A 21,363-nucleotide genomic window follows, 5' to 3' on the forward strand; every position below is an offset into this window, starting at 1 on the left:
ATGAAAAGTTATTTTCCAAAAGATTTCCTCTGGGGAGGAGCAACGGCTGCCAACCAAGTTGAAGGAGGTTCTGGAATCGATGGAAAAGGCTTGTCGGTTTCTGATGTCTATCTATTCGATTCCTCAATGCCGAAAGAACGATGGACTGACCAATGGCATATGATGACTCATCAGCAAGTTGCAGAAGCACAGGATCCAAACAGCACGAAATACTATCCGAAAAGACAGGGAATCGATTTTTATCATCACTTTAAAGAAGATATTCGTTTATTTGCTGAGATGGGCTTCAAAGCCTATCGGATGTCAATTGCCTGGACACGGATCTTTCCAAAGGGGGATGAGGTAGAGCCAAACGAAGCTGGATTGGCATTTTACGACGCAGTCTTTGATGAGTGTTTGAAGTATGGGATCGAACCAGTGGTATCACTATCCCATTATGAGATGCCTTTGTATTTAGTGACTGAGTATGGAGGATGGCCAAACCGGCAAGTGATCGACTTTTATGTCCGTTTTGCCAAGACGGTGATTGAGCGATACCAAAAGAAAGTCAAATACTGGGTGACTTTTAATGAAATCAATTGTGTCAAACACCATCCATATGTTAGTGTCGGGATCATTGAAGAAGGTCATCCTAATATTGAACAAGACAAGTACCAAGGGGCGCACCATCAATTTGTCGCCAGCGCAATCGTGACTGACTATTGCCATCGATTGATTCCCAATGCCAAGGTCGGCTGCATGATCAGCTATCAATTATTAACGCCGTACAGCTGTGATCCAGACGATGTCCAAAAAACAGTTGAAAGTCAACGAACCTCACTCTTTTTCAGTGATGTGCAGGCAAGAGGCTATTATCCAGCATATGCCAACCGCATGTTTGAAGAAAAAGGAGTGGAATTGGTGATCGAACCAGGAGACTTAGAAGTCATCCGAGAAAACCCGGTTGATTTTGTTTCATTTAGTTACTATATGTCCAGTGCAGTCAGCGCACATCCAGAACGATTGGAAAGTGCTGTCGGGAATCTGATCACTGGTGGGATTAAAAATCCCTATTTGCCAAGCAGTAAATGGGGCTGGCAGATCGATCCCAAAGGGTTGCGAACAGCATTGAATCAACTCTATGACCGCTACCAAAAACCTTTGTTTATTGCCGAAAACGGTTTGGGAGCAGAAGATGTCGTAAACGAAGATGGCACCATCGATGATTTTTATCGAATCGACTATCTGCGTCAGCATATTGAACAAATCAATGAAGCGTTGCATGATGGCGTCGAGGTCTTTGGCTATACGGCATGGGGCTGTATCGATATCATTAGTGCCTCAACCTCACAAATGTCGAAACGTTATGGCTTTATCTATGTTGACCAAGACGATGAAGGCAATGGCACAAAGAAACGCATCAAGAAAGCGTCATTTGATTGGTACAAAAAAGTAATTGCTTCAAACGGCGCAACTCTTTGATTTTTGATTCTTCCAGATAAAGCAATTGCTAGGCTTAATCATAAGGTTTCTTAACAATTTACCTTTTTATCAAGAAAAAAAGCCAACTTTATTTGCTATTTTATTTTAACCATGCTATGATGAATAGGTAAAGTTCTGATATGTTAATACTTGTTTATCTTTTCTATTGATACACACTTCAATTACACATCATTTTCTATTACAAACAAATAAACACAGTCGATGTGTAATATGGAGGTATACGTTTATGAATAACGGTACAGTAAAATGGTTTAATGCAGATAAAGGTTTTGGATTTATTACAGGTGAAGACGGCAATGATGTATTTGCTCACTTCTCAGCTATCCAAGGCGACGGCTTCAAAACTTTAGAAGAAGGTCAAGCAGTGACTTTCGACGTTGAAGAAGGCCAACGTGGCTTACAAGCAACAAACATCGTTAAAGGTTAATTGACGTTAACAAGCGAGAATCCATTGGGTTCTCGCTTTTTTTTGCTTTAATTTACATAATTATTGAAATGGATAGGGTTTTGATGATCTGCTACAAGAGAATAGTTGCAGGTTTTGAGGACCTGACATGGTAAATAGTACATCTTTGATTTCACTATTCAACTAGCCCTAAGCGTTGCGGTTTACTTACCTATGATTTCTCATTCGATGATAAGCGTATAAAAAGAAAGAGGGGCTGTATACCGTATTCAATAAATTAATAAAGTGGTTGAATAGGTTTAGTGGCGTTGCTACCATTAAAGCGAAACATGCTACGATTCAATATATGGTACCCCGTACTTATACAAGAGTAATCGATGTGAAAGATCGATATTTCTTATTCGTTTCATCGATATTGTCTTGAATGAATTGTAAAAGTAGAATATATTGGTACAAATTAGCTGCTTTTTTTATTGGAGATGGGAACAAAGATGATTACATTTCGAGGGAGATTTATATGAAGCCAAAAGAAATACTTTGCCAATGGGTTGATGCGTTTAATCAGGCAGATGTAGAATGTATTTCAGAATTATATGATGAGAATGCAATAAACCACCAGGTTGCTAATGAGCCAGTTGTTGGGAAACAAGCGATCAAGCAGATGTTTGAGCAAGATTTTTCTAACGCAAAAATGGTTTGTATCGTTGAGAACATTTTCGAAGATGGACAATGGGCAATTTTAGAGTGGCGTGACCCCTTAGGTTTGAGAGGTTGCGGTTTTTTTCAAATAGTAAATGATAAAATTTTATTTCAAAGAGGCTACTGGGATAAATTATCTTTCTTAAAACAGCACGACTTGCCTATTGAATAAAAGGAATTCCCTTATAGGAATGGTTAGCAGATATGCATGACAGGAAGGTTAATCGCTTCACGTAAAATTCTTAAAGGAGCAACACTGTTTGAAAACAATACCTTTTGTTTTAAGTAATGATTAAGAATAAGTTAGTTTACTTCCGTCGGCGCCTAGTTGCGTGGTATAGTTATTGATAAGCGACAAATATTTTTGTACCACACGTTACTTGTTTTGAAGAAATTTATTCAAACCTGGCGTAACTTCAGAGTTACAAGGATACAATAGAGGTTAGGGATTGTATCGTTTAAATGAGAAATAAATAATAGTAGTAATAGTATGCTGCACTTTCAAAGAATAAATATTGACTCGTCAGATAGCCTTCTCGTTTACCCAAACGAGAGGGCTATCGTTCATTAGAAAAGAAAAAGTGTCTTTTTCCTAAAAGAAAGGAAGAAGACACTTTTTGGCTTTATTCTGCTGTGAGGGGGATCGTCAGCTTGCGATCATCGGTTTGATCGTCCAGCATTGAATCGACATATTGCTTCAAAAAGTAAGAATAGGTCGCTAACCACTGATACTCCTTGGAGTCTTTGATAGCAGCTTTTTCTTCGGCTGAGTAAGTATCATTGCCAGTAAAAAGGGCAGTGTTCAGCTTCGTGACAAACGTACAAAGTTTTGTCATCTGGGCATCTGACAGTTCAGACACTGCGGACAATTGGTCACGGACCAGTTGGTCGGTGTCTTTTTCAAAAATACTTTTCTGATAGTTTTGATAGTTCAGCAACTGTTCATCAGTTTGCTTCGTTTCAGCCGCCCAAGCATCGAGATCAATCTGGCGTGCTTCGTAGTTGATTTCCTTGTCAGAAAGAGAAAGGACGCCGTAGCCTAATTCTGCCGTTGAATAAGACCCAGTGACTGCTTCATAAAGCGAATCATTCCCTTCGTTAATGTCTTGAATGTGGATATGACCAGAGAAAACGGCTGGCACGTTGAAGCGTTCCAACAAAGCGACAGTCTCAGAGGCGTTGTCAAGAACATAACCGTCTTGTAAGAGTTCATTATGACCGAACAAGTTATGGTGCAAAAAGACCAGTGGTACTTGCTCCGCTTCTTTCGTCAGGGTTAATTGCTCCTCCAACCAAGTTAGAGTAGCCGGTTTCAACTCACCATTCGTAGTAGGATCATCCCAATTAACCTCAGAATCGTAGATACATGAATCGAGCAAAAAGAGACGATACTTGTCGTTTAACTGAATGCTGTAGCTAAGGGAAGACTTGTCGATACTGTTGGCTTTTTCGTAACCTTCAGCAAAAATCGTTTGAAAATCCTCAGGACTGATTTGATCTGCGTAGTATTCCTTTTCACCTTTAAATGCTCGCGCCCAACCATTGTAAATCTCGTGGTTGCCAGGTAATGCTAAAACCATAATGTCAGCTTCTTGCAATGGTTCAAGCAATCTTGCCAACTCTTGAGCACTTGCTTTCTCGCCATTGAGCGTCATATCACCGGTCAAAATAATTCCCGTGGGTTTCTCTTTTAAGGCTTGAGCGGTGAAGGCCTCGATCGATTGTTCTTGATACGTCATCTCTTTGCCAGCAGCTCCCTTTGTGAAGGTCTGAAAGGCTGCGCCGTTATCATGGAGCGTGGAGGAAAGAAAATGAATATCACTTAAGAGCCAAAACTCACTGTTGCTCGCCTGTTGCAATGGAGTATCGGCTTCATGCACCTTACGAAATTGAAAGAATAACAGGAAACAGGTGACAAAAAGTGTAAGTAGTGCCAATGGCCAAAACCATTTTTTGTGTGTACGAATCGCGATTCCCTCCTCGCTTGTTTTATTTATTATAGAAAGGAATAGGGAACTTGTCACATAAATGGTCTTTTTTTGAATGATTTCTTGTTTTCATAGTTTTTCTTAATAAAATAATCGTGATCAAGTTATAATCCTTGAATAATTAGCCTTAATTTTGATAAAGATAACATGAATTGAATTTATTTTAGATGATGAAAATGAAAAGAAAATGCGGTAATTTATTCAGAAACGTTGATTTAACGGTCTTTAATTGTCATGTTATTTATCGTTGAGATAAAGGGAGTGTTAGATTGAAACATTTTTGTAACATTTCCTTTATCTGTGTGTCATATCATTATGGTAGAATTCATTTGTCGTTAAATCGAACATTAAACTTTCTTAGACAAAATTAAGTTTTTATAAAGGCAGTTCATCTGTCAAATCAACCAGCTAGTCGGAGGAAAAACGAGTGAAGAATAGTTTGTTATCAGCATTAATGGTGTGTTCACTAACATTAACAGCAGTTGCAGCACCTGCATTAGCATTTGCAGATTCCATTGATGATCAAATCGAGCAGCAAGACCAAAAAATCAATTCTCTTAAAGGTCAGCAAGCTGACGCCCAATCACAAATCGATTCTCTAGAAGCAGAAATTGAAACAGTGAGTGCAAAAGTTGCTTCATTAGAAGCGAAACAAGTTGAGTTAGGTCAAGAAGCTGAGAAATTGCAAGACAAAATCGCAACATTGAAATTGCGTATTGCCAAACGTGAAGAAGCAATCCAAAAGCAAGCCCGTGATGTACAAGTTAACGGTCAAAGCACCAATTTCATTGATGCTGTTTTAGAAGCAGATTCTTTAACGGATGTTATCGGTCGCGTACAAGCGATGACAACGATCGTCAATGCAAACAATGATTTAGTTGAACAACAAAAACAAGACAAACAAGATGTTGAAGACAAAGTCAAAGAAAACGAAAGCAAGATCCAAGAAGTTGCTGCGAACCAAGCAGAACTTAGCCAACAAAGAGATGCCATCGCAGCAAAACAAGCTGACTTAAATGTCTTGAAAGCAAACTTAGCAGCAGAACAAGCGACTGCTGAAAAAGACAAAGATGCATTGAATAAGAAAAAACAAGAAGCGGAAGCTGAAAAAGCACGTATCTTGAAAGAACAACAAGAAGCTGCTGCTGCTCAAAAAGCAGAAGAAGAAAGACAAGCTGCTGCTTTGAAAGAAGCACAACAAGAAGCTGCTGCTCAATCAACTGAAAGCACGACAGAGAATACAACAGCTTCTACTGAAACAGCAACAAGTAGTTCTTCAAGCAACACAAGCTCAAGCAATACCAGCAGTTCTAACAGCTCAAGTTCATCGAACGCAGGCTCTTCAAACACTGGTTCAAGCAATTCAAGCTCAAGTAACTCAGATTCAAACTCTTCATCAAACAATAATTCTACAGGAAGTATTTCTACTGGCGGTGGAAAAGATCATTCAAGCTCAGGTAACATGTATGCTTGGGGTCAATGTACTTGGTACGTGAAAAACCGCGCTCCTTGGGTAGGTACTTACTGGGGTAATGGTGCACAATGGGGTGCGTCAGCTGCAGCTGATGGATACACTGTCAATGGTACACCAGCAGCCGGTGCCGTTGTAGTCTTTGCCGCTGGTCAATCAGTTGGTGGCGAATGGACTGCTGATCCAACTTATGGACACGTAGCCTATGTTGAATCATACAACCCATCAAACAATACCATCACAATCTCTCAAGGCGGAATGGGCTTTGACAGTCCTGGTGGACCAAACACTGCAACAATGAGCGCATCTGGATATACTTACATCCATCGCTAATCAATTCAAAAGCAAAGCATCAACGTAATCGCGTTGATGCTTTTTTATTTGATCGATAGCTTTCTAAATCAGTCAGATAAGAGAACTACTCAGAGAGGCAAGACAGGGTTCTCTCAAATCTTATCAAGATTCTATAGAAAATAGGAGGTTTTTCGTTCTACTAGCAAGGAGGGAGAAACGGCGAAAAGGTTCCTTTTGAAGTTACCACCAGTTCTTCCATTGCACGAGAAATCGCCGTGTAGAGAATCCGCCGGTCTTGATCGGTATGATAATTTTCTTCTGAGACATCATATAAGAGGACCTGCTTAAATTCCAATCCTTTGGCAAGATGAATCGGTAAAACCGTTCCATGAAATGACACGGCCTGTTTATCGAAGAACTGTTTGAGCTCCTCACTGGATCGACTATCTTTGGTGATGATCGTTACTGGCTGCTTAAGTTCCTTTACTATGTCTACTAACGCAACGTCAGGCAGATTGGCATAAAACTGTGGCAACTTTCCTTCTGGTCGAACGGCAGAGATGTTTAAATTGGTTTCTTTTGGTAGCATTTGGGCAAATAACCGCGTGATTGCACCGCTAGACCGATAACTCGTAGTCAGCTGATACGTTTCGAGGGATTTCGCCTGTTGTTGAAACAACGTTTGGATTTCTGATACGGTGATGGCACTTGTAAAGATCGCCTGTTGCTGATCCCCCACGAGGGTAAAAGCGGTCATAGGAAAAAGACATAATAGAAACTGAATTTGTGCTGGCGTATAATCTTGGACTTCATCGATAAATAGATAGCGTAACGCAGGGACAGGTTGTTTTTCGGCGAGCAAATGACGAATCAGCAATAGACAAACGGTATAATCCAAACTATCTGTTGTTTGCGTCAAAGTGATCTGTCCGTGAGTAAAATAGTCGGCACTGTCTGCTAACAATCGTTTTGTATCAAACCAAGTAAGGTTTTTTATTTGTTTGGAAACCGTTGCGTATTTTTTCTTCAGGAGGCGAATGGCTGCTTTCTGAATTGTTTTTTCTGAATCATCCTTTAAAACTCTCCCTAATAGGGAGCGCTGTTCGGCTTCAGTCAAAGAACGAACTTGGTCGTGAACATTTGCTGCTAAGGCATTTTTTTGCAGTCGATCCTCCCAAGCGTAAGCCAATTTCTTTTTGACTGCTTGGATGCGATCGCGCAAGGATGCCTGTTTTGGTGTCTCTTGGAAGAAAGTGTCGATCGTTTCTTCAGAAAAAAGGACGACGTTTTTTCTTTTGATTGGTTTAAACTGAAGCACAAGTTCTTCTGGCAGCTGTTTGCTCAAGGATTGAAGAAAGCGACTAAAGTCCGCACTGCGCAAAAGGTCGATTGCTTCACTGGGTGTTTGCTGGATGCGGTCAAAATACGCCTCTTCCGATTCTAAGTCAACGCTAGGAAATGCTTGGCAAAACTGCCGCATGGTCAGCGTCAATGGATTTTTTTCACCGAGGGAAGGCAGCACTTGCGAAATATAATCAATAAACCGAGAGTTCGGGGAGAGGATCAAGACATTCTCAGCGGTCATCTCTTCACGAAAATGGTACAGCAAAAAGGCGATTCGCTGCATGACAGCAGACGTTTTTCCGCTTCCAGCAACACCGTTGACCAGTAGGTTTTTATGCGCTAAGTCACGGATGATGACGTTTTGTTCGTGTTGGATCGAAGCAGTGATATCTTGCATTTTTTGGCTATTATTGGCTTCAAGGGCTGCCAGTAACACTTCATCTTGAATCGCGACGGAGGTATCAAAGGCTTGCTTCAATTGATCTTTTTCGATAATAAATTGTCGGCGATGTTCAAGAGCGACAGAAATCGTCTGATTGTTCACTTGATAAGAGACCGGGCCCAAGCGTTTGGCATAGAACAATTCGGCAATTGGGGCGCGCCAATCATAGATCAACCCTTCCTTATTTTCATTAACAAAACCATTGATCCCAATGTAAAAATCTTCTATCGTTTCCTCATCTTCAAACTGTAGGGAGATTTTACCAAAGTAGGGACTATCCAGTAGACGGTCGATGGCAGCTAATTCACGTTCAGCAGATTGAAGAGCGGCGTTCATTTGGTCGATCTCACGGTTCTTACTTTCGATGGCAGCAAAAGTATCTAAACGGTCAGCAAAATTATCAAAGTTTAAGCGAATCTCTTCGCCGATGCTTTGCATCGCAAGGCGATCTTTTTTTCTGCCTTCAGTCAAGAAGCTGCTCAGCATTGTCTTTCGTGTCAGCAATTGCTGGTACGTGTCTGCGAGATGCTTCTTTTCAGCCTTTAGGTCGTTCATTCAGACTCACATCCATTCTCCAAAGTATCTCAATTATACGAGCATCCACCAAAAATACTAGTCTATTTTTTTGACTCTGGATGCGGTATAATAATAGTGGGAAGAGGCAGCTGATTGTTCCAATGTCATGGGAGCAAGCAGAATGCGTCTATTTTTTTGTTTTAAAAATGGGAAAAAGGGTCATTGCTTGTGTTTTTGAAGGGGCTGTTTATACTGAATATAGAGAAAATACAAAGCGAAAAATCGTTGAGGGAGTGTCAGCATGTCCAAATTATTGTCACCAGTGAAGCTAGCGAATTTAGCATTGGCCAACCGCGTCGTTATGTCGCCGATGTGTATGTATGAAGTAAAAAAAGAAGACGGTGTTGCGGAGCCTTTTCATTTTGTTCACTACGGGGCACGAGCATTAAGCAAAGTCGGCTTGATCATTATTGAAGCGACTGCCGTTGAACCAGACGGACGAATCACAAACAATGATCTAGGGTTATGGAATGAAGAGCAGCAAACAGAGCTGACGAAATTGGTGGAACTGCTGCATGGGTTCGATGCGCAAGTAGGCATCCAACTAAGCCATGCAGGACGAAAAGCAGTTGATGCCAGCAATCCTTTGGCACCAAGTGCCGTTGCCTTTAACGAGCGCTACCCGTTACCGTCAGAAATGACCCTGTCGGAAATCAAACGGGTGCAAGATAGTTTTGTTCAGGCTGCCCAACGAGCAGCCAATGCGGGTGTCACGATGATCGAACTTCATGGGGCTCATGGCTACTTGATGGATCAATTTCTTTCGCCTCTCGTCAATCAACGCACCGACCTGTATGGTGGTTCCTTAGAGAATCGGTATCGCTTTGTAAAAGAAACGGTACAAGCAGTTCGAGCAGTCTTTTCTGGGTCCTTGTGGATGCGCTTGTCATTGACAGACTATGAAGAACCAGGACGCCAAAATTCGTTGGAAGATTGGCAGCAAGTGGCCCAATGGCTTCAAGCAGATGGCATTGATTGTCTTGACTGTTCCACAGGCGGTGTGGTGGATAAAAAGCCTAATATTCCGATCTATGATGGCTATCAAGTGCCCTTTGCTGCAGCTATCAAGCAAGTGGTCGATATTCCCGTAGCAGCAGTCGGTTTATTGGATAATCCTGATCTTTGCGAATATCTTTTGCAAACCAATCAAGTAGATTTGGTTTTACAAGGCCGCGCATTGATCAGAAATGTCAACTGGTTGGCAGATGCAGCGGCGAAACTTCACGATAAGTCTTTTCAAGCATACAATGATTCCTATCAACGCGGGGTGAAGCGTTGATTCATGTTTTATTACATGAGAGTTGATTCGAAAGAATGACTTGTAAGTGTAGATATCGGAAATGGAAGAAAAGTAGAGATTTACTTACGGTTCTTCTTTTAAAAAATTTTTTAGTATAGGTTAGGTATTAATCGAAATAAGAGAGCAATGGACGATGATTTGTCGTTCTTTGTTCTTTTTTTTGACTTTTATAGATCATTTTTATGAACTTATCCCACTTTTTTTCGTCTATTTGCATTAAATAGCTCATAGCATTGAACTGTTTAGTTCACGATGGTATAGTTTAGGCAAGTTTTCGAAAACGATTACAAAAAAATGGAGGTGTTGAAATTGGATATCGGTCAACTGATTGATGAACGATTCATTTTATTTGATGAACAAATTCGGTCAAAAGAAGAATTGTTTACTCAAGCATCTGTTTTATTCGAGTCCTCAGGAGTTATCAGTAATATAAAGAAGTACAAAAACGATTTATTTCGTCGCGAGAAACAAACCTCTACTGGGATTGAGGATCATTTTGGTATTCCTCATACAAAAAGTAAGGCAGTGCTAAGACCCGCAATCGCCTTCGTAAAGTCGAGTCCAATTACTGATTATCAAGCAATTGACGGAACGGCAGTCACCTATTCTTTTGTCATCGCAGTACCTGAAAAGAGTACTGACGATCATTTAATCATCTTAAGCAATCTCGCACGATTATTGATGCACGAAGGATTTCGAAATGCAGTAAAAAAGGCAGAAGACGCCTCAGATATTATTAACAATATTCAATCAAATCAATCAGAAAAGAGGGAACCTGTATGAAAATTGTCGGTATTTCTGCTTGTCCGACTGGAATTGCGCATACGTATATGGCTGCTGAAAAACTGGAAAAAACGGCAAAATCATTGGGATATACAATCAAAATCGAGACACAAGGTGTAAAAGTCGAAAACATTTTGAGTACAGAAGAAATTCAACAGGCAGAGGTTGTCATTTTAGCGGTTGACAAAGAAGTGCAGACCGACCGATTTGCTGGAAAAAAAGTTAAAAGAGTGTCAACCGCAAGAGCAATCAGAGAACCAGAAAAAGTAATTCAAGAGGCAATAGATGGGGTAGAAGTGACCACGATTGCCCAAGCCGAGCATGCTTCAAACGAATCTGGAAAGAAAGCTGGCATTTATAATCATTTCATGAATGGCGTTAATTACATGTTGCCTTTGGTTATTGCCGGTGGAATTTTAATTGCGTTTAGTTTTGCTTTTGGGATCAATGCAGCTGATCCTAGCGATCCTTCATACAATCAAATTGCCGAAGTTTTAAGCACGATTGGTGGGAATACGGCTTTTGCATTGATGGTTCCTGCACTTGCAGCAGGAATTGCCACTTCCGTTGCAGGTAGACCGGGCTTTGCCGCTGGTTTGGTTGCGGGAACGATGGCGGCAAGTGGAGGATCTGGTTTCTTAGGTGGGATGGTTGGTGGTTTACTCGCTGGGTATGCTACGGATTGTTTAGCGAATAAAGTAACAGTAGCAAAATCATTTGCCGCACTCTATCAGTTGATTATTGTTCCTTTGATCTCAGTTGCTGTGACTGGCTTTGCCATGTTTTATTTCATTGATAAACCAATCTCTTATGTATTGGATGCTTTGACGAATTGGCTTAATGGACTTGGTTCTACGAGTGGTGTGGTATTCGGCTTACTGATAGGCATTATGATGGCAGCTGATATGGGCGGTCCCATCAATAAATCGATTTCAACCTTTAGTATTGGTTTGATGTCGGCAGGAGTTAATGCACCAATTGCGGCTTGTATGGCTGCCGGGATGACACCGCCTCTAGGCATTGCCTTAGCTTCTATCTTGTTTAAGCAAAAATTTACTCAAGAAGAACGAACTTCCGCTCAGTCTTGCTGGGTTTTGGGATTATCTTATATTACTGAAGGTGCGATTCCATTCGCTGTCGCAGACCCATTACGAGTAATACCTAGTTTGATGGCAGGTTCAGCAACCGCTGCTGCAATATCAATGGGCGCCGGTGTAACTTCATTAGCTCCACATGGGGGTATCTGGATCTTACCGATTCCCAATGTATTGAACAATCCATTGATGTATGTCGTGGCAATCGTTTCTGGAACGGTGGTTACAGCATTGATGTTAGGATTTCTGAAAAAATCTAGAAGTGAAATGGAACGCCAACCAACCGATGAAGGAAAACTGATTTAGAAACTATTTATAGGTTGAAGCGAAACGAATCAAAAGAAAAGAGGAATGTCACAATGTTAATGACAATGAAAGAATTACTTGCTGTAGCAAAAGAACATAAATTTGCTGTTCCAGCATTTAATATTTGCAGTTTTGATATGTTAAAAGCAATCATGGAAGAAGTTGAGGCACAGGATGCACCAGTCATTTTAGAAATTCATCCTGATGAGATCGGATACTTAGGAGATTGTTTCATAGCGACAGTGCGGGAGTACGCATTAAAAAGTAAGGTACCAGTCGTTATTCATTTGGATCACGGGGGATCAATCTACGATGTCATGCGGGCGATCCGTAATGGCTATACCTCGGTGATGATCGATGCATCATTAGCCGATTACGAAGAAAATAAAAAAATCACGAAAGAAGTTGTTGAACTGGCACATACGGTTGGTGTCAGCGTTGAAGCAGAAATTGGTACGATTGGGAACAACGGCTCCGCAGAAGGGGGAGCTGCAGAAATTATTTACACAGATGTCGACCAAGCCGAAGACTTTGTACGTGCTACCGGCATTGACACCCTTGCCATTGCGATCGGAACGGCTCATGGGTTGTATCCAAAAAATATCACCCCTAAGTTGAACATCGATTTGTTGAAAAAGTTGAACGATCGTATTGCTTTACCATTTGTATTGCATGGTGGGTCAGGAAACCCAGATCATGAAGTGCGAGAGTCTGTAAAATATGGCGTATGCAAAGTAAATCTTAGTTCTGATTTGAAATCCGTATTTTTTGATTCAGTCAGAAAAGTATTGACGGAAAACCCTGCTATGTATGAACCAAATCAAGTATATGTACAACCAATAGAAGATGTGAAAACTGTTGTACGCCATAAATTGACACTGCTGAATACGGTTGACAAAGCAAGTTTTTATCAGAGATAATATAGGAAATGATTGATTGGCACAGGATTAAATTGGTGGGAATTTCTTTTTTAAAAGGAGTTTATGTATGGGGAAAGCAAAAGATGAGCGTAAGCAGAAAATCATGATGTATTTAAATGAAACGAAATTTGCTTCTCTGGGGGAATTAGTTGAATTCTTACATTATAGTGATGCTACGATCAAACGCGATCTGATTGAACTGGAAAACGAAGAACAAATCAGACGTACCCGAGGTGGTGCTATGCTGATCGATTCAGAGAAGGTCGATGCGGCTTATCTGACAAAAGTGGGGAATTATGTCAATGATGAAGAAAAACGCAGAATTGCAGAACGTGCAGTGACGTATATTGAGGACGATATGACCATTTTCGTAGACAGTTCTAGCACAGCTTTGTACCTGATCCCTTACCTGAAAAAAATTCATGGGTTACGAGTGGTAACCAATAGTGTGCTAACTGCCGCACTACTATCGGAACATACTGCTGCTGAGGTGACCATCGTTGGCGGGACGGTAACGAACAAAAAGTTTACCGTTAATTCAGTTACAGCAGTCAACCAGCTCAGGACCTATCATTTTGATCTTGCGCTTCTCTCTTGTAGGGGATACGATGAAGAAAAAGGAGCCACTGAGAATACTGAAGGGGAAGCAGTATTTAAACAGGTATTGAAAGACTGCACCGAAAAAATTATTCTAATGGTTTTAGAATCAAAGCGGAATAAAGTATATTTTTACAAGAGCCTCTTACCCGAGGATATCGATATTGTCATCTAGAAAAAAAGCATCGAGTTTGTCAAAAACGGTCTTATTTAAAAGGCCGTTTTTATTTCCACTACTAGTATGCTTTACAAACTAGTGAGGAACACGTATACTAGGTACAACACTAGTTTGTATAACAAACTAGATAAAGGGAACCAAAGGAGGGAAATCGTGAAAGAGACGCAATTGCTAAAAGGGGTTTTGGAAGGGTGTGTTTTGCAAGTGATTGCTCAAAAAGAGATTTATGGTTATGAACTGGTACAGGAACTGAAGCAAAGAGGCTTTGAAACGATCGTTGGCGGCACGATCTATCCTTTGCTGCAGAAGTTGGAAAAACAAGAACTTATTACCTCTGAGATGAAAAAATCACCTGAAGGACCTGATCGCAAGTATTTCTCGATCACCCCGAAAGGCATAGACTATTTGGCACAATTTAGAGAACAATGGACGAACCTAATGAAGAAAGTCGAAGGATTATTTAAGGAGTGAGGAAACATGGCAAATAAACAAGAGACGACCTATTGGCGAGAGCAAACCAATCTGATCGAGCAACAATTCAATGAGAAAAATCGCCAATTTTTTGATGATTTTCGAAGCTACCTCTTACTTTCCAGCCTTTTTTACGATGAGCATAAAGTCACAGAGCAGGTATACGCGATTGCAATGGATTTATTAGAAGCACAAACTCATGGAGAAGAGGCGCAACACTATTTTGGCAATGATCCGAAAGGGGTGGCAGATGAACTGTTGGCAAACACGCCAAAGAGCAATCTCAAAGAGCGTCTCAAATTGGCATATCTAGCGGTTGGTATCAGTTGGGGGATCAAGTTTATAGCTGATTTTACAAATCAAGGACCACTGGTTCTTAACCTGCTGGATTATCTTTTAACAGGATTGGTAACTGTGGTAGCGGTCATCGGGATTTTTGCGATCATCAGCAAAACCATCTATCAAAAGAAGGGCACAAGCAAGGTGATTCGTTTCGGCTCCCTTTGGCTCGTTGTGAGTGGCTGGATTGGTCTTTCACTGTTGATCAATCTGCTGACCCCAAACTGGTGGCTCCTGACGATCGCATTTCCTTTTGATGTAGTATTGGTTGGCAGTTTGCTGGTAGCGGCGATCGTTTTTGTTGTATCACGCAAAGAAAAAGCTTTTTATCCGATCGTTTTTCTACTGGGGGTATTTGTGTTGCTTGGTTGCCTGTAAAAAGCCATGGCATTTTATCACATTGGGGATACATCGTGGATGACCGGCGGACTTTTGACACTGCTCGTTGTAGGGTTTCTTATTTTTCTCTGGTGGACCCGTCGAGTGATGAAAAAGCAATAAGCAAAGCCAGAAACAAGTGTGTTGCTTGTTTCTGACTTTTTTACATGGTCAAAAGCATTATCCTGAGGAATCTTTCTGCTTCATGCTACACTTAAAAAAGAAACGGAGGGAAATCAAGATGTTGACAACAGATCGGTTCTTTCACGGCCACGACAAGCAGACCGCTTTTTTTGAAGGCTGGTACCATAAGCACCAAATTGGTGAAGAAGTCTATGCTTTTATTCCTGGTCTTTCGATTCAAGAAGACGGTACCAAAGAAGTGTTCATTCAAGTGATCAATCATGAGGGCGCGCATTACTTCTCCTTTCCAGAAACTGATTTTCAGGTTTCAGAAGAGGAGCGAAAAGTAACGATTGGTGACAATATCTTTAGTGAAGCAGGCATTCAAGTTTCTTTAAAAAATAACGATCTCCAAGTACAAGGAGCAGTAAAATACAACGACCACAAACCGATTCAGCGGACGCGTTATGCGCCGAGTATCATGGGGCCTTTTTCGTATCTGTCATTTATGGAGTGCTACCACGGTGTCTTGAGCATGAGTCATACCTTAGAAGGTACGCTGTACTGGAACGAAGAACCAATCGATTTTTCGAACGGGATCGGTTATTTGGAAAAAGACTGGGGAACCTCCTTTCCAGCAGCTTATATCTGGGTTCAGTGCAACAGTTTTGATGCACCAGATGTTCGGTTCTTTTTCTCCGCAGCCGACATTCCCTTTGCTGGTTTTGCTTTTTTGGGAACGATTTGTGTTCTGCAAGTCGGCAGCCAAGAATATCGTTTTGCTACTTATCATGGTGCAAAGATTCATGATGTCAAACGTACGGAAGACCGTTTAGTGATCCAGCTCAAACAAAAACAGTGGCTGCTGACGATCGAAGTGTTGACGAAAGAAGGCCATTCGTTGTTAGCACCTTCTATTGGGCAAATGAATCGGATCATTCGCGAAAGCGCCAGTACGGAAATTGCCTTGACCCTTTTAGAAAATGGGCAGGAGATCTTGCGGCAGACGGGAACGTTGGCTGGTTTTGAAGAAGTAGCGAATCTGCGAGGATTTCACTATTAAAAAAAGGCGGGAAAAAAGCAGAAAAATTCGTTTCTTTTGATATACTAGTAGATAGTAACTGCGAAAACACGTATCTTTGGAGGGAAACGGATGGAAAAAATAACGAATGAGACACTGTTTGAACTGAAAACGATTGCGCAGCCTGCAGTGGGGCAAAATCAGGTTTTTTACTTGGAAACGGCAGTCAACCAAGAGACCAATACGTATGATTCAGCGATTTATAGTATTGACGCAAAGACCAACGAACGGCGTGAGTGGGGAAACGAAGCGACGACCCACAACAACCTAAAGGTCTCGCCAGATGAGCAAAGGCTCAGTTTTGTGACGACCGATCCAAAGAAAGGTGAAAGTACGTTATGGACGATGCCAGTATCCGGCGGCAAGCCACAAGCACTTGTCACTGAGAAGGATCTGGGGGACTATTTTTGGAAGCAAGACGCAACGGCGGTCTATTATAAGCTGGCACAAGAAGAGCCGCTCTCAGAGAATCAAGACGACACAGAAAAGACGGACAAGCAAAAGGAATTTCCAGAAGTAAAAGCTACTACGAAAGTCAATTATTTGGCGGATGGCGTCGGCTTTTTAAAAGAAAAAAAACATTCGATCATCAAAAAAACGATCGCGACACAAGAAACGGAACTGATTTTTGAGCATGATTCTCCCTTTGTTTTTTCTGGCATCGCGGATGATCAGAAGACGTTGTTCCTCACCTTTGACAAAGAGGAAGAAGATGAATGGGACTATGGCTCGAAGGTTTATCTCCTTGATAGCCAGACGAAAAAGGCAGAAAGTTTAGAAAACATTCTGCCAGAAGGAACCTACACTTTTGCTGCTGCGCGCAATGATCAGCTATTACTATTAGGCAATGATCTCTCTTACGGATTTGTGACCTTGGATGATTTGTTTTTGATCGACTTAAAAACGAAAGCAGTCAAAAATCTTTCCAAGGAGTTAGATGTTGCCTTTGGCAATGCGATCATCAGTGATTTTCAACAAAAAAATCGTGGCGTAGCGATCACCTGGTTGACGGATGACACATTCCTTGTACCCGTAACAGAACATGGCAAGCTACAATTGTACCGTGCCACGACCCAAGGAGAATGGACCAAACTGCTTGATGAAAAAATGGATATCCTCGATGCGGCGATCTATTCAGAAGCCAAACTTGCTGTTGCTTATGCGACGCCAACGATCCCTAGTCGCTTAGCACTGATTGACTTAACAAGTGGTAAAGTAACCGATCTCTATGATCCTAACCAAGCAATTATGTCACAATTAGCGATCAGTAAACCCGAAGCGTTTTGGTACGAAGGAGCAGATGATTGGCAAATTCAAGGCTGGTATTTGCCCCCGACCGAAACAAAGGAGAATCATCCAGCGATTTTGTACATTCATGGCGGTCCGCAGGTCTGCTATGGGGAAACATTTTTCCATGAGATGCAAGTCCATGCCGCTAATGGCTATGGGGTCATCTTGTTGAACCCTCGTGGCGGGCAAGGATACGGTCAGGCGTTTGTCAAATCGATTTTAGGTGATTATGGCAATAAAGATTATCAAGACTTGCTGTTGGGGGTGGATGCCGTGTTGGCAAACCATCCAGAAATCGATACGAACACCATTCACGTGGCTGGCGGCAGTTATGGCGGCTTTATGACCAACTGGATCGTTGGCCATACCGATCGTTTTTGTGCGGCCGTTACGCAACGCTCGATCTCAAATTGGATCAGCTTTTATGGGACGAGCGACATTGGACCAGCTTTTGTCAAATTCCAATTGTTGCGGGAACTTGATCAGACCGAAGGACTTTGGAAGATGTCGCCTTTGGCCTATGCCAGCCAAGTTAAGACACCTACGCTAGTCCTGCATGGGGAAAATGATTTGCGATGTCCGCAAGAACAAGGACAGCAGTTTTACATGGCATTGCAACGTCAAGGCGTCGATACGAAGCTGATGCTGTTTCCTCAATCCTCTCATGGTTTGTCGCGCAATGGCTTACCGAACCTGCGGATAGAACGCTTGCAGGCGATTAGTGAATGGCTTGCATCACATGAGAACCAATCAGTAAATTAACCGAATGAAATCACCTGACAAAGAATCACGACTTGGGCTGCTTGAAAAGACCGACCAGTGATTCCTTAAAGATCAGGTGATTTTTTTGCGGGATCAAAAGCTACAGGGTCCTGATATCTTGCCGTCAATGACAGTGACGGTTGAAAACAAATTCATATGACGTTTTCTTCACGTGTTAAATAACAAAAAGAAGAAATAGTTTTGCTTGCTTCCTGTGTTTTAGTGTGATAAGATACAAAACGTAATGGTTACACTTTAAGTGTTCTTTTGGTGTGACGCAAGAGAAAGGAGCTGGTTATTATGAGAAACAATATTATTTTGGCATGTGTGGAGACAGGGGAAAGACTTTATTTGACCAATAAGAACCAGCGCAATACGCCGGAACGTTTAGAATTAAAAAAATATTCACCAAAGTTGCGGCGCAGAGCGATTTTTCGTGAAATCAAGAAATAGGAAGGAAAATAACTGAATGGCAAAAAAATCAAAAATTGCAAAATACAACAAACAAGTACAACTCATCGAACAATACCGAGCAGTACGTCAAGAACTAAAAGCACAAGGAGATACCCAAGCATTGGCCAAACTACCGAAGGATTCGAATCCGACTCGTTTGAAGAAACGGGATATGATCGATGGTCGTCCGCGCGGCTACATGAATAAATTCGGCATGTCACGGATCAATTTCCGTAAGCATGCACATCTCGGAGAAATTCCCGGCGTTACAAAAGCAAGCTGGTAACAGAAAGGAGTCAATATGGAAAAAACGGACTTGTCTAGTGCGTATCGACGTTTAAAGAGCCCGAACATCAAAACAAGGAAACGCGCATTAAAGATCATTCATGAATTTAAGCGAAATAAACGAAAAAATGCATTGCAGCTGCGTGCATAATGAGAAAGTGAAAGAAAGTTGGAAATGACATGGCAGTACCTGCAAGAAAAACATCAAAAGCAAAAAAGAATAAGCGCCGGACCCACTATGGCGTCAAAGCACCAGCGATTTCGTTTGATGGGACAACAGGAACCTTCAAGCGCAGCCACCATGTATCTTTAGCAGAATATAAATCGCAGCACCCGATCGAAAAGAATTAACGGCGTCTTATGACGCCGTCCAGAAAGCAGGGGGAAAATGGAGATCATCTATCCGTCATTGATTGAAGAAGCCTATCGTCACAGTAAAAAATTTCATCCAGAGATCACCAAAGAGGCAATCTATCGCCATTTTTACGAAGCGGGCTTGATCAAAGAAAACGGCGATCCGACGGAAAAAGCCTTGTCAGAAGGGGTCGTTAAAGATTATACTGAGGACTGGGATCTTACCTTTGAAGAATTTTTGATGATCTACCCCGTGTTTCGTTCCTTTGACTCAAAGCATTTCAAGAAGATCGAGCATTTTTGGGAAATGGATTTGGCTTTGCAAGAACAAATTCTTGCCCAATGGGAGCAAGAAACCTTCACAGAGGAAGAGATCATCGACCTAACTGCTTTTTTTGAAGAGCGATTACCTTCTAAAAAGCAACAGTGAATGAACCGTGAAAGGCGTACATGTGATGAAAAAGACGATCCAGCCATTTTTAAAACTTTTAAAGCCCTATGATTATCTGCTGTTTGTTCTGTTAGTTGTCGGCTCTTTTTTACCGCTTTTTCTATTTGAAGCACAAGCTCAAAGTGATACCGGCGATCGGTATGCAATCGTGCGGATCAACGGGGAAGAGGTTGACCGTTTTAACTTAGAAGAAATCGATGCGATGGAAAAAACCTACTATCCAGCAGAAGGTCAGTACAATATCGTCGAGATCAAAGATGGCGCGATCCGAGTTCGTGAAGACAATAGTCCCGACCAGATTGCTGTCAAAACCAGCTGGATCTATCGCAATGGGCAGACGAGCATTTGCCTGCCTCATAAGCTGGTGATCGAGATCAAGCAAGCCGGTGCCTCTGACTATTTAATTTATTAACAGAAAAAGGAAGCCAGCTGAACAATTCCTGTTCAGCTGGCTTTTTTATGAGGATGAGCAGAAGAAGCTGTCAAAAACGCCAATCGATCAACGTGTAAGTCAGCCAGAAACAGCGTTTTTGATACAAGAAAAGCGCAGAATTCCAACTGTCAGAAGAAAGAGGAACTATGGGTGAAAGCTACAATCTCTGTCCAATCGTTCACAAAAATTCTGCCCAATCATCTAAAATAGTTGGGGAACTGCGGCTCTATTTGGTATACTTAGGCAAGTCAGTTCCTTTGAAGCTTCTTTTTCTAAGGACTATGAACGAGCGATGATACGAATATGACCAATTTTCGGAAGTGATAACTTTACTAGATGGGGGCTTAACGAAGATGGGAAATGAAACAATTTGGGAAAACACAGACAATTTTATCTGTTATGTCAACCAATCATGCAGGTAGAATCGCTAAGTCAGCAAGAGGTGAACGGCTATGAGGTCTTGCTGCGCAGTGAGAAAAACAACCGCTTTCCGCAACAAGAATTCAGCGCAATGATTCAATCTGAAAGCGGCAATCAGCAGTTGATGGGGGGGTATGCCCAGGAGCTGCAACGGTTGTGCCAAAAAAAGCCGAAAACCCGCTTTAGTGTCAATATTCATCCACAACAGCTGCTGTGGCAGTCAACGTGGACTTTTTTTGAGGGGATGACTGCCCACAAAGAGCAGTTGCAGATCGAATTAACAGAGCATCCTGTAAAAGGTCAGCATGATTCTTTTGATTTGTCTACTGCCCTTGCAAAAATCAAAGCCTATGGCTATGTGATCGCTGTCGATGACATTGGCTGTGGCCAAAATACCCTGTCATTGGTCTTTGCCAATCTTGAAAATGTGGATTGTTTGAAATTTTCACTACTGCCGTTTATTCAGCTCGATGAGGAGATCGGGTTTAGTTTCTTGACCTGTTGGTTGAAGGTCGCCAAAAAGTATCAGCTTGAGTTGATCGTTGAAGGCATCGAGACCCGCGATAAGATGGTGCAGCTGCTTGAGATGGGGGTTCATTTACAACAAGGATATTTATGGTCTAAAGGAGAGCGATTGTGATGG

General features: G+C 41.7%; 22 protein-coding genes. 20 read left to right on the forward strand and 2 right to left on the reverse strand.

Going from position 1 to position 21,363, the window contains the following annotated elements:
- The 3 genes from QN079_RS04215 to QN079_RS04225 all read left to right on the forward strand — a co-directional run bounded on the left by QN079_RS04215 (position 1) and on the right by QN079_RS04225 (position 2,759).
- Entirely contained in the window at positions 1–1,461 is a 1,461-nt protein-coding gene (locus QN079_RS04215; RefSeq protein WP_015509156.1) for a glycoside hydrolase family 1 protein, read from the forward strand.
- 247 nt (positions 1,462–1,708) lie between these two features.
- Entirely contained in the window at positions 1,709–1,909 is a 201-nt protein-coding gene (locus QN079_RS04220; RefSeq protein ID WP_005225331.1) for a cold-shock protein, read from the forward strand.
- Positions 1,910–2,405: 496 nt separating this feature from the next.
- Positions 2,406–2,759 carry a nuclear transport factor 2 family protein gene (locus QN079_RS04225; protein WP_060792883.1) on the forward strand — a complete coding sequence of 118 codons (354 nt, stop codon included), beginning with the start codon at positions 2,406–2,408 and terminating at the stop codon, positions 2,757–2,759.
- 451 nt (positions 2,760–3,210) lie between these two features.
- Here the strand turns inward: QN079_RS04225 and QN079_RS04230 are convergent, their stop codons facing one another.
- On the reverse strand, positions 3,211–4,611 hold the full coding sequence (locus QN079_RS04230) for a metallophosphoesterase (protein ID WP_289230424.1): 1,401 nt from the start codon (positions 4,609–4,611) through the stop codon (positions 3,211–3,213).
- A 391-nt stretch (positions 4,612–5,002) separates the two neighbouring features.
- Here QN079_RS04230 and QN079_RS04235 point away from each other — a divergent pair, with 391 nt between their 5' ends.
- The gene (locus QN079_RS04235; protein ID WP_060792881.1) at positions 5,003–6,379 is read left to right on the forward strand and encodes a CHAP domain-containing protein; all 1,377 of its coding nucleotides are present in this window, start codon (positions 5,003–5,005) and stop codon (positions 6,377–6,379) included.
- Between the two features lie 160 nt (positions 6,380–6,539).
- Here the strand turns inward: QN079_RS04235 and QN079_RS04240 are convergent, their stop codons facing one another.
- Complete coding sequence (locus tag QN079_RS04240; protein WP_289230425.1) at positions 6,540–8,681, reverse strand: HelD family protein; 2,142 nt, start codon at positions 8,679–8,681, stop codon at positions 6,540–6,542.
- Between the two features lie 262 nt (positions 8,682–8,943).
- Between QN079_RS04240 and QN079_RS04245 the strand changes: the two genes are divergently transcribed.
- The 16 genes from QN079_RS04245 (at position 8,944) to QN079_RS04320 (ending at position 21,360) form a co-directional block, all read left to right on the forward strand.
- Positions 8,944–9,981: an NADH:flavin oxidoreductase/NADH oxidase gene (locus QN079_RS04245; RefSeq protein ID WP_128488063.1), complete on the forward strand. Its 1,038-nt coding sequence runs from the start codon at positions 8,944–8,946 to the stop codon at positions 9,979–9,981.
- A 321-nt stretch (positions 9,982–10,302) separates the two neighbouring features.
- Positions 10,303–10,785 carry a PTS sugar transporter subunit IIA gene (locus tag QN079_RS04250; protein WP_289230722.1) on the forward strand — a complete coding sequence of 161 codons (483 nt, stop codon included), beginning with the start codon at positions 10,303–10,305 and terminating at the stop codon, positions 10,783–10,785.
- A complete protein-coding gene (locus tag QN079_RS04255; protein ID WP_289230426.1) occupies positions 10,782–12,185 on the forward strand; it encodes a PTS fructose transporter subunit IIC in 1,404 nt (467 codons plus the stop codon). Before QN079_RS04250 ends, QN079_RS04255 begins: the two co-directional genes overlap by 4 nt.
- 53 nt (positions 12,186–12,238) lie before the next feature.
- Positions 12,239–13,105: a ketose-bisphosphate aldolase gene (locus tag QN079_RS04260; RefSeq protein ID WP_289230427.1), complete on the forward strand. Its 867-nt coding sequence runs from the start codon at positions 12,239–12,241 to the stop codon at positions 13,103–13,105.
- 67 nt (positions 13,106–13,172) lie between these two features.
- Positions 13,173–13,877, forward strand: a complete 705-nt coding sequence (locus QN079_RS04265; RefSeq protein WP_289230428.1) for a DeoR/GlpR family DNA-binding transcription regulator — start codon at positions 13,173–13,175, stop codon at positions 13,875–13,877.
- 156 nt (positions 13,878–14,033) lie between these two features.
- Positions 14,034–14,351, forward strand: a complete 318-nt coding sequence (locus QN079_RS04270; protein ID WP_008377296.1) for a PadR family transcriptional regulator — start codon at positions 14,034–14,036, stop codon at positions 14,349–14,351.
- Positions 14,352–14,357: 6 nt separating this feature from the next.
- Entirely contained in the window at positions 14,358–15,068 is a 711-nt protein-coding gene (locus tag QN079_RS04275) for a DUF1129 domain-containing protein (RefSeq protein WP_289230429.1), read from the forward strand.
- A gap of 241 nt (positions 15,069–15,309) precedes the next feature.
- Entirely contained in the window at positions 15,310–16,254 is a 945-nt protein-coding gene (locus QN079_RS04280; protein WP_289230430.1) for a tocopherol cyclase family protein, read from the forward strand.
- A 90-nt stretch (positions 16,255–16,344) separates the two neighbouring features.
- A complete protein-coding gene (locus QN079_RS04285; protein WP_289230431.1) occupies positions 16,345–18,324 on the forward strand; it encodes a S9 family peptidase in 1,980 nt (659 codons plus the stop codon).
- A 300-nt stretch (positions 18,325–18,624) separates the two neighbouring features.
- The gene (rpmG, locus tag QN079_RS04290) at positions 18,625–18,777 is read left to right on the forward strand and encodes a 50S ribosomal protein L33 (RefSeq protein ID WP_005225339.1); all 153 of its coding nucleotides are present in this window, start codon (positions 18,625–18,627) and stop codon (positions 18,775–18,777) included.
- 16 nt (positions 18,778–18,793) lie between these two features.
- Positions 18,794–19,063, forward strand: a complete 270-nt coding sequence (rpsN, locus tag QN079_RS04295) for a 30S ribosomal protein S14 (RefSeq protein WP_005225340.1) — start codon at positions 18,794–18,796, stop codon at positions 19,061–19,063.
- A 15-nt stretch (positions 19,064–19,078) separates the two neighbouring features.
- Entirely contained in the window at positions 19,079–19,213 is a 135-nt protein-coding gene (locus QN079_RS04300; RefSeq protein ID WP_005237325.1) for a putative metal homeostasis protein, read from the forward strand.
- 29 nt (positions 19,214–19,242) lie between these two features.
- A complete protein-coding gene (gene rpmF, locus QN079_RS04305) occupies positions 19,243–19,413 on the forward strand; it encodes a 50S ribosomal protein L32 (RefSeq protein ID WP_289230432.1) in 171 nt (56 codons plus the stop codon).
- Between the two features lie 37 nt (positions 19,414–19,450).
- Positions 19,451–19,846, forward strand: a complete 396-nt coding sequence (locus tag QN079_RS04310; protein ID WP_015509167.1) for a hypothetical protein — start codon at positions 19,451–19,453, stop codon at positions 19,844–19,846.
- 25 nt (positions 19,847–19,871) lie between these two features.
- Complete coding sequence (locus tag QN079_RS04315) at positions 19,872–20,279, forward strand: NusG domain II-containing protein (protein WP_005237322.1); 408 nt, start codon at positions 19,872–19,874, stop codon at positions 20,277–20,279.
- 391 nt (positions 20,280–20,670) lie between these two features.
- Positions 20,671–21,360: an EAL domain-containing protein gene (locus QN079_RS04320; protein WP_289230433.1), complete on the forward strand. Its 690-nt coding sequence runs from the start codon at positions 20,671–20,673 to the stop codon at positions 21,358–21,360.
- The last annotated feature ends 3 nt before the right edge of the window (positions 21,361–21,363 follow it).

Source organism: Enterococcus sp. FZMF, from assembly GCF_030263915.1.
In the GTDB taxonomy this organism is placed as follows: Bacteria; Bacillota; Bacilli; order Lactobacillales; family Enterococcaceae; genus Enterococcus_D; species Enterococcus_D casseliflavus.

What these genes read in the sequence shown, in the direction of transcription:
- QN079_RS04300 (WP_005237325.1), top strand. Translation starts at nt 19,079, where the DNA reads ATGGAAAAAACGGACTTGTCTAGTGCGTATCGACGTTTAAAGAGCCCG.
- QN079_RS04220 (WP_005225331.1), top strand. Translation starts at nt 1,709, where the DNA reads ATGAATAACGGTACAGTAAAATGGTTTAATGCAGATAAAGGTTTTGGA.
- QN079_RS04310 (WP_015509167.1), top strand. Translation starts at nt 19,451, where the DNA reads ATGGAGATCATCTATCCGTCATTGATTGAAGAAGCCTATCGTCACAGT.
- QN079_RS04260 (WP_289230427.1), top strand. Translation starts at nt 12,239, where the DNA reads ATGTTAATGACAATGAAAGAATTACTTGCTGTAGCAAAAGAACATAAA.
- rpmF (WP_289230432.1), top strand. Translation starts at nt 19,243, where the DNA reads ATGGCAGTACCTGCAAGAAAAACATCAAAAGCAAAAAAGAATAAGCGC.
- QN079_RS04240 (WP_289230425.1), bottom strand. Translation starts at nt 8,681, where the DNA reads ATGAACGACCTAAAGGCTGAAAAGAAGCATCTCGCAGACACGTACCAG.
- rpsN (WP_005225340.1), top strand. Translation starts at nt 18,794, where the DNA reads ATGGCAAAAAAATCAAAAATTGCAAAATACAACAAACAAGTACAACTC.
- QN079_RS04225 (WP_060792883.1), top strand. Translation starts at nt 2,406, where the DNA reads ATGAAGCCAAAAGAAATACTTTGCCAATGGGTTGATGCGTTTAATCAG.
- QN079_RS04315 (WP_005237322.1), top strand. Translation starts at nt 19,872, where the DNA reads ATGAAAAAGACGATCCAGCCATTTTTAAAACTTTTAAAGCCCTATGAT.
- QN079_RS04255 (WP_289230426.1), top strand. Translation starts at nt 10,782, where the DNA reads ATGAAAATTGTCGGTATTTCTGCTTGTCCGACTGGAATTGCGCATACG.
- QN079_RS04215 (WP_015509156.1), top strand. Translation starts at nt 1, where the DNA reads ATGAAAAGTTATTTTCCAAAAGATTTCCTCTGGGGAGGAGCAACGGCT.
- QN079_RS04245 (WP_128488063.1), top strand. Translation starts at nt 8,944, where the DNA reads ATGTCCAAATTATTGTCACCAGTGAAGCTAGCGAATTTAGCATTGGCC.
- QN079_RS04275 (WP_289230429.1), top strand. Translation starts at nt 14,358, where the DNA reads ATGGCAAATAAACAAGAGACGACCTATTGGCGAGAGCAAACCAATCTG.
- QN079_RS04280 (WP_289230430.1), top strand. Translation starts at nt 15,310, where the DNA reads ATGTTGACAACAGATCGGTTCTTTCACGGCCACGACAAGCAGACCGCT.
- QN079_RS04265 (WP_289230428.1), top strand. Translation starts at nt 13,173, where the DNA reads ATGGGGAAAGCAAAAGATGAGCGTAAGCAGAAAATCATGATGTATTTA.
- rpmG (WP_005225339.1), top strand. Translation starts at nt 18,625, where the DNA reads ATGAGAAACAATATTATTTTGGCATGTGTGGAGACAGGGGAAAGACTT.
- QN079_RS04285 (WP_289230431.1), top strand. Translation starts at nt 16,345, where the DNA reads ATGGAAAAAATAACGAATGAGACACTGTTTGAACTGAAAACGATTGCG.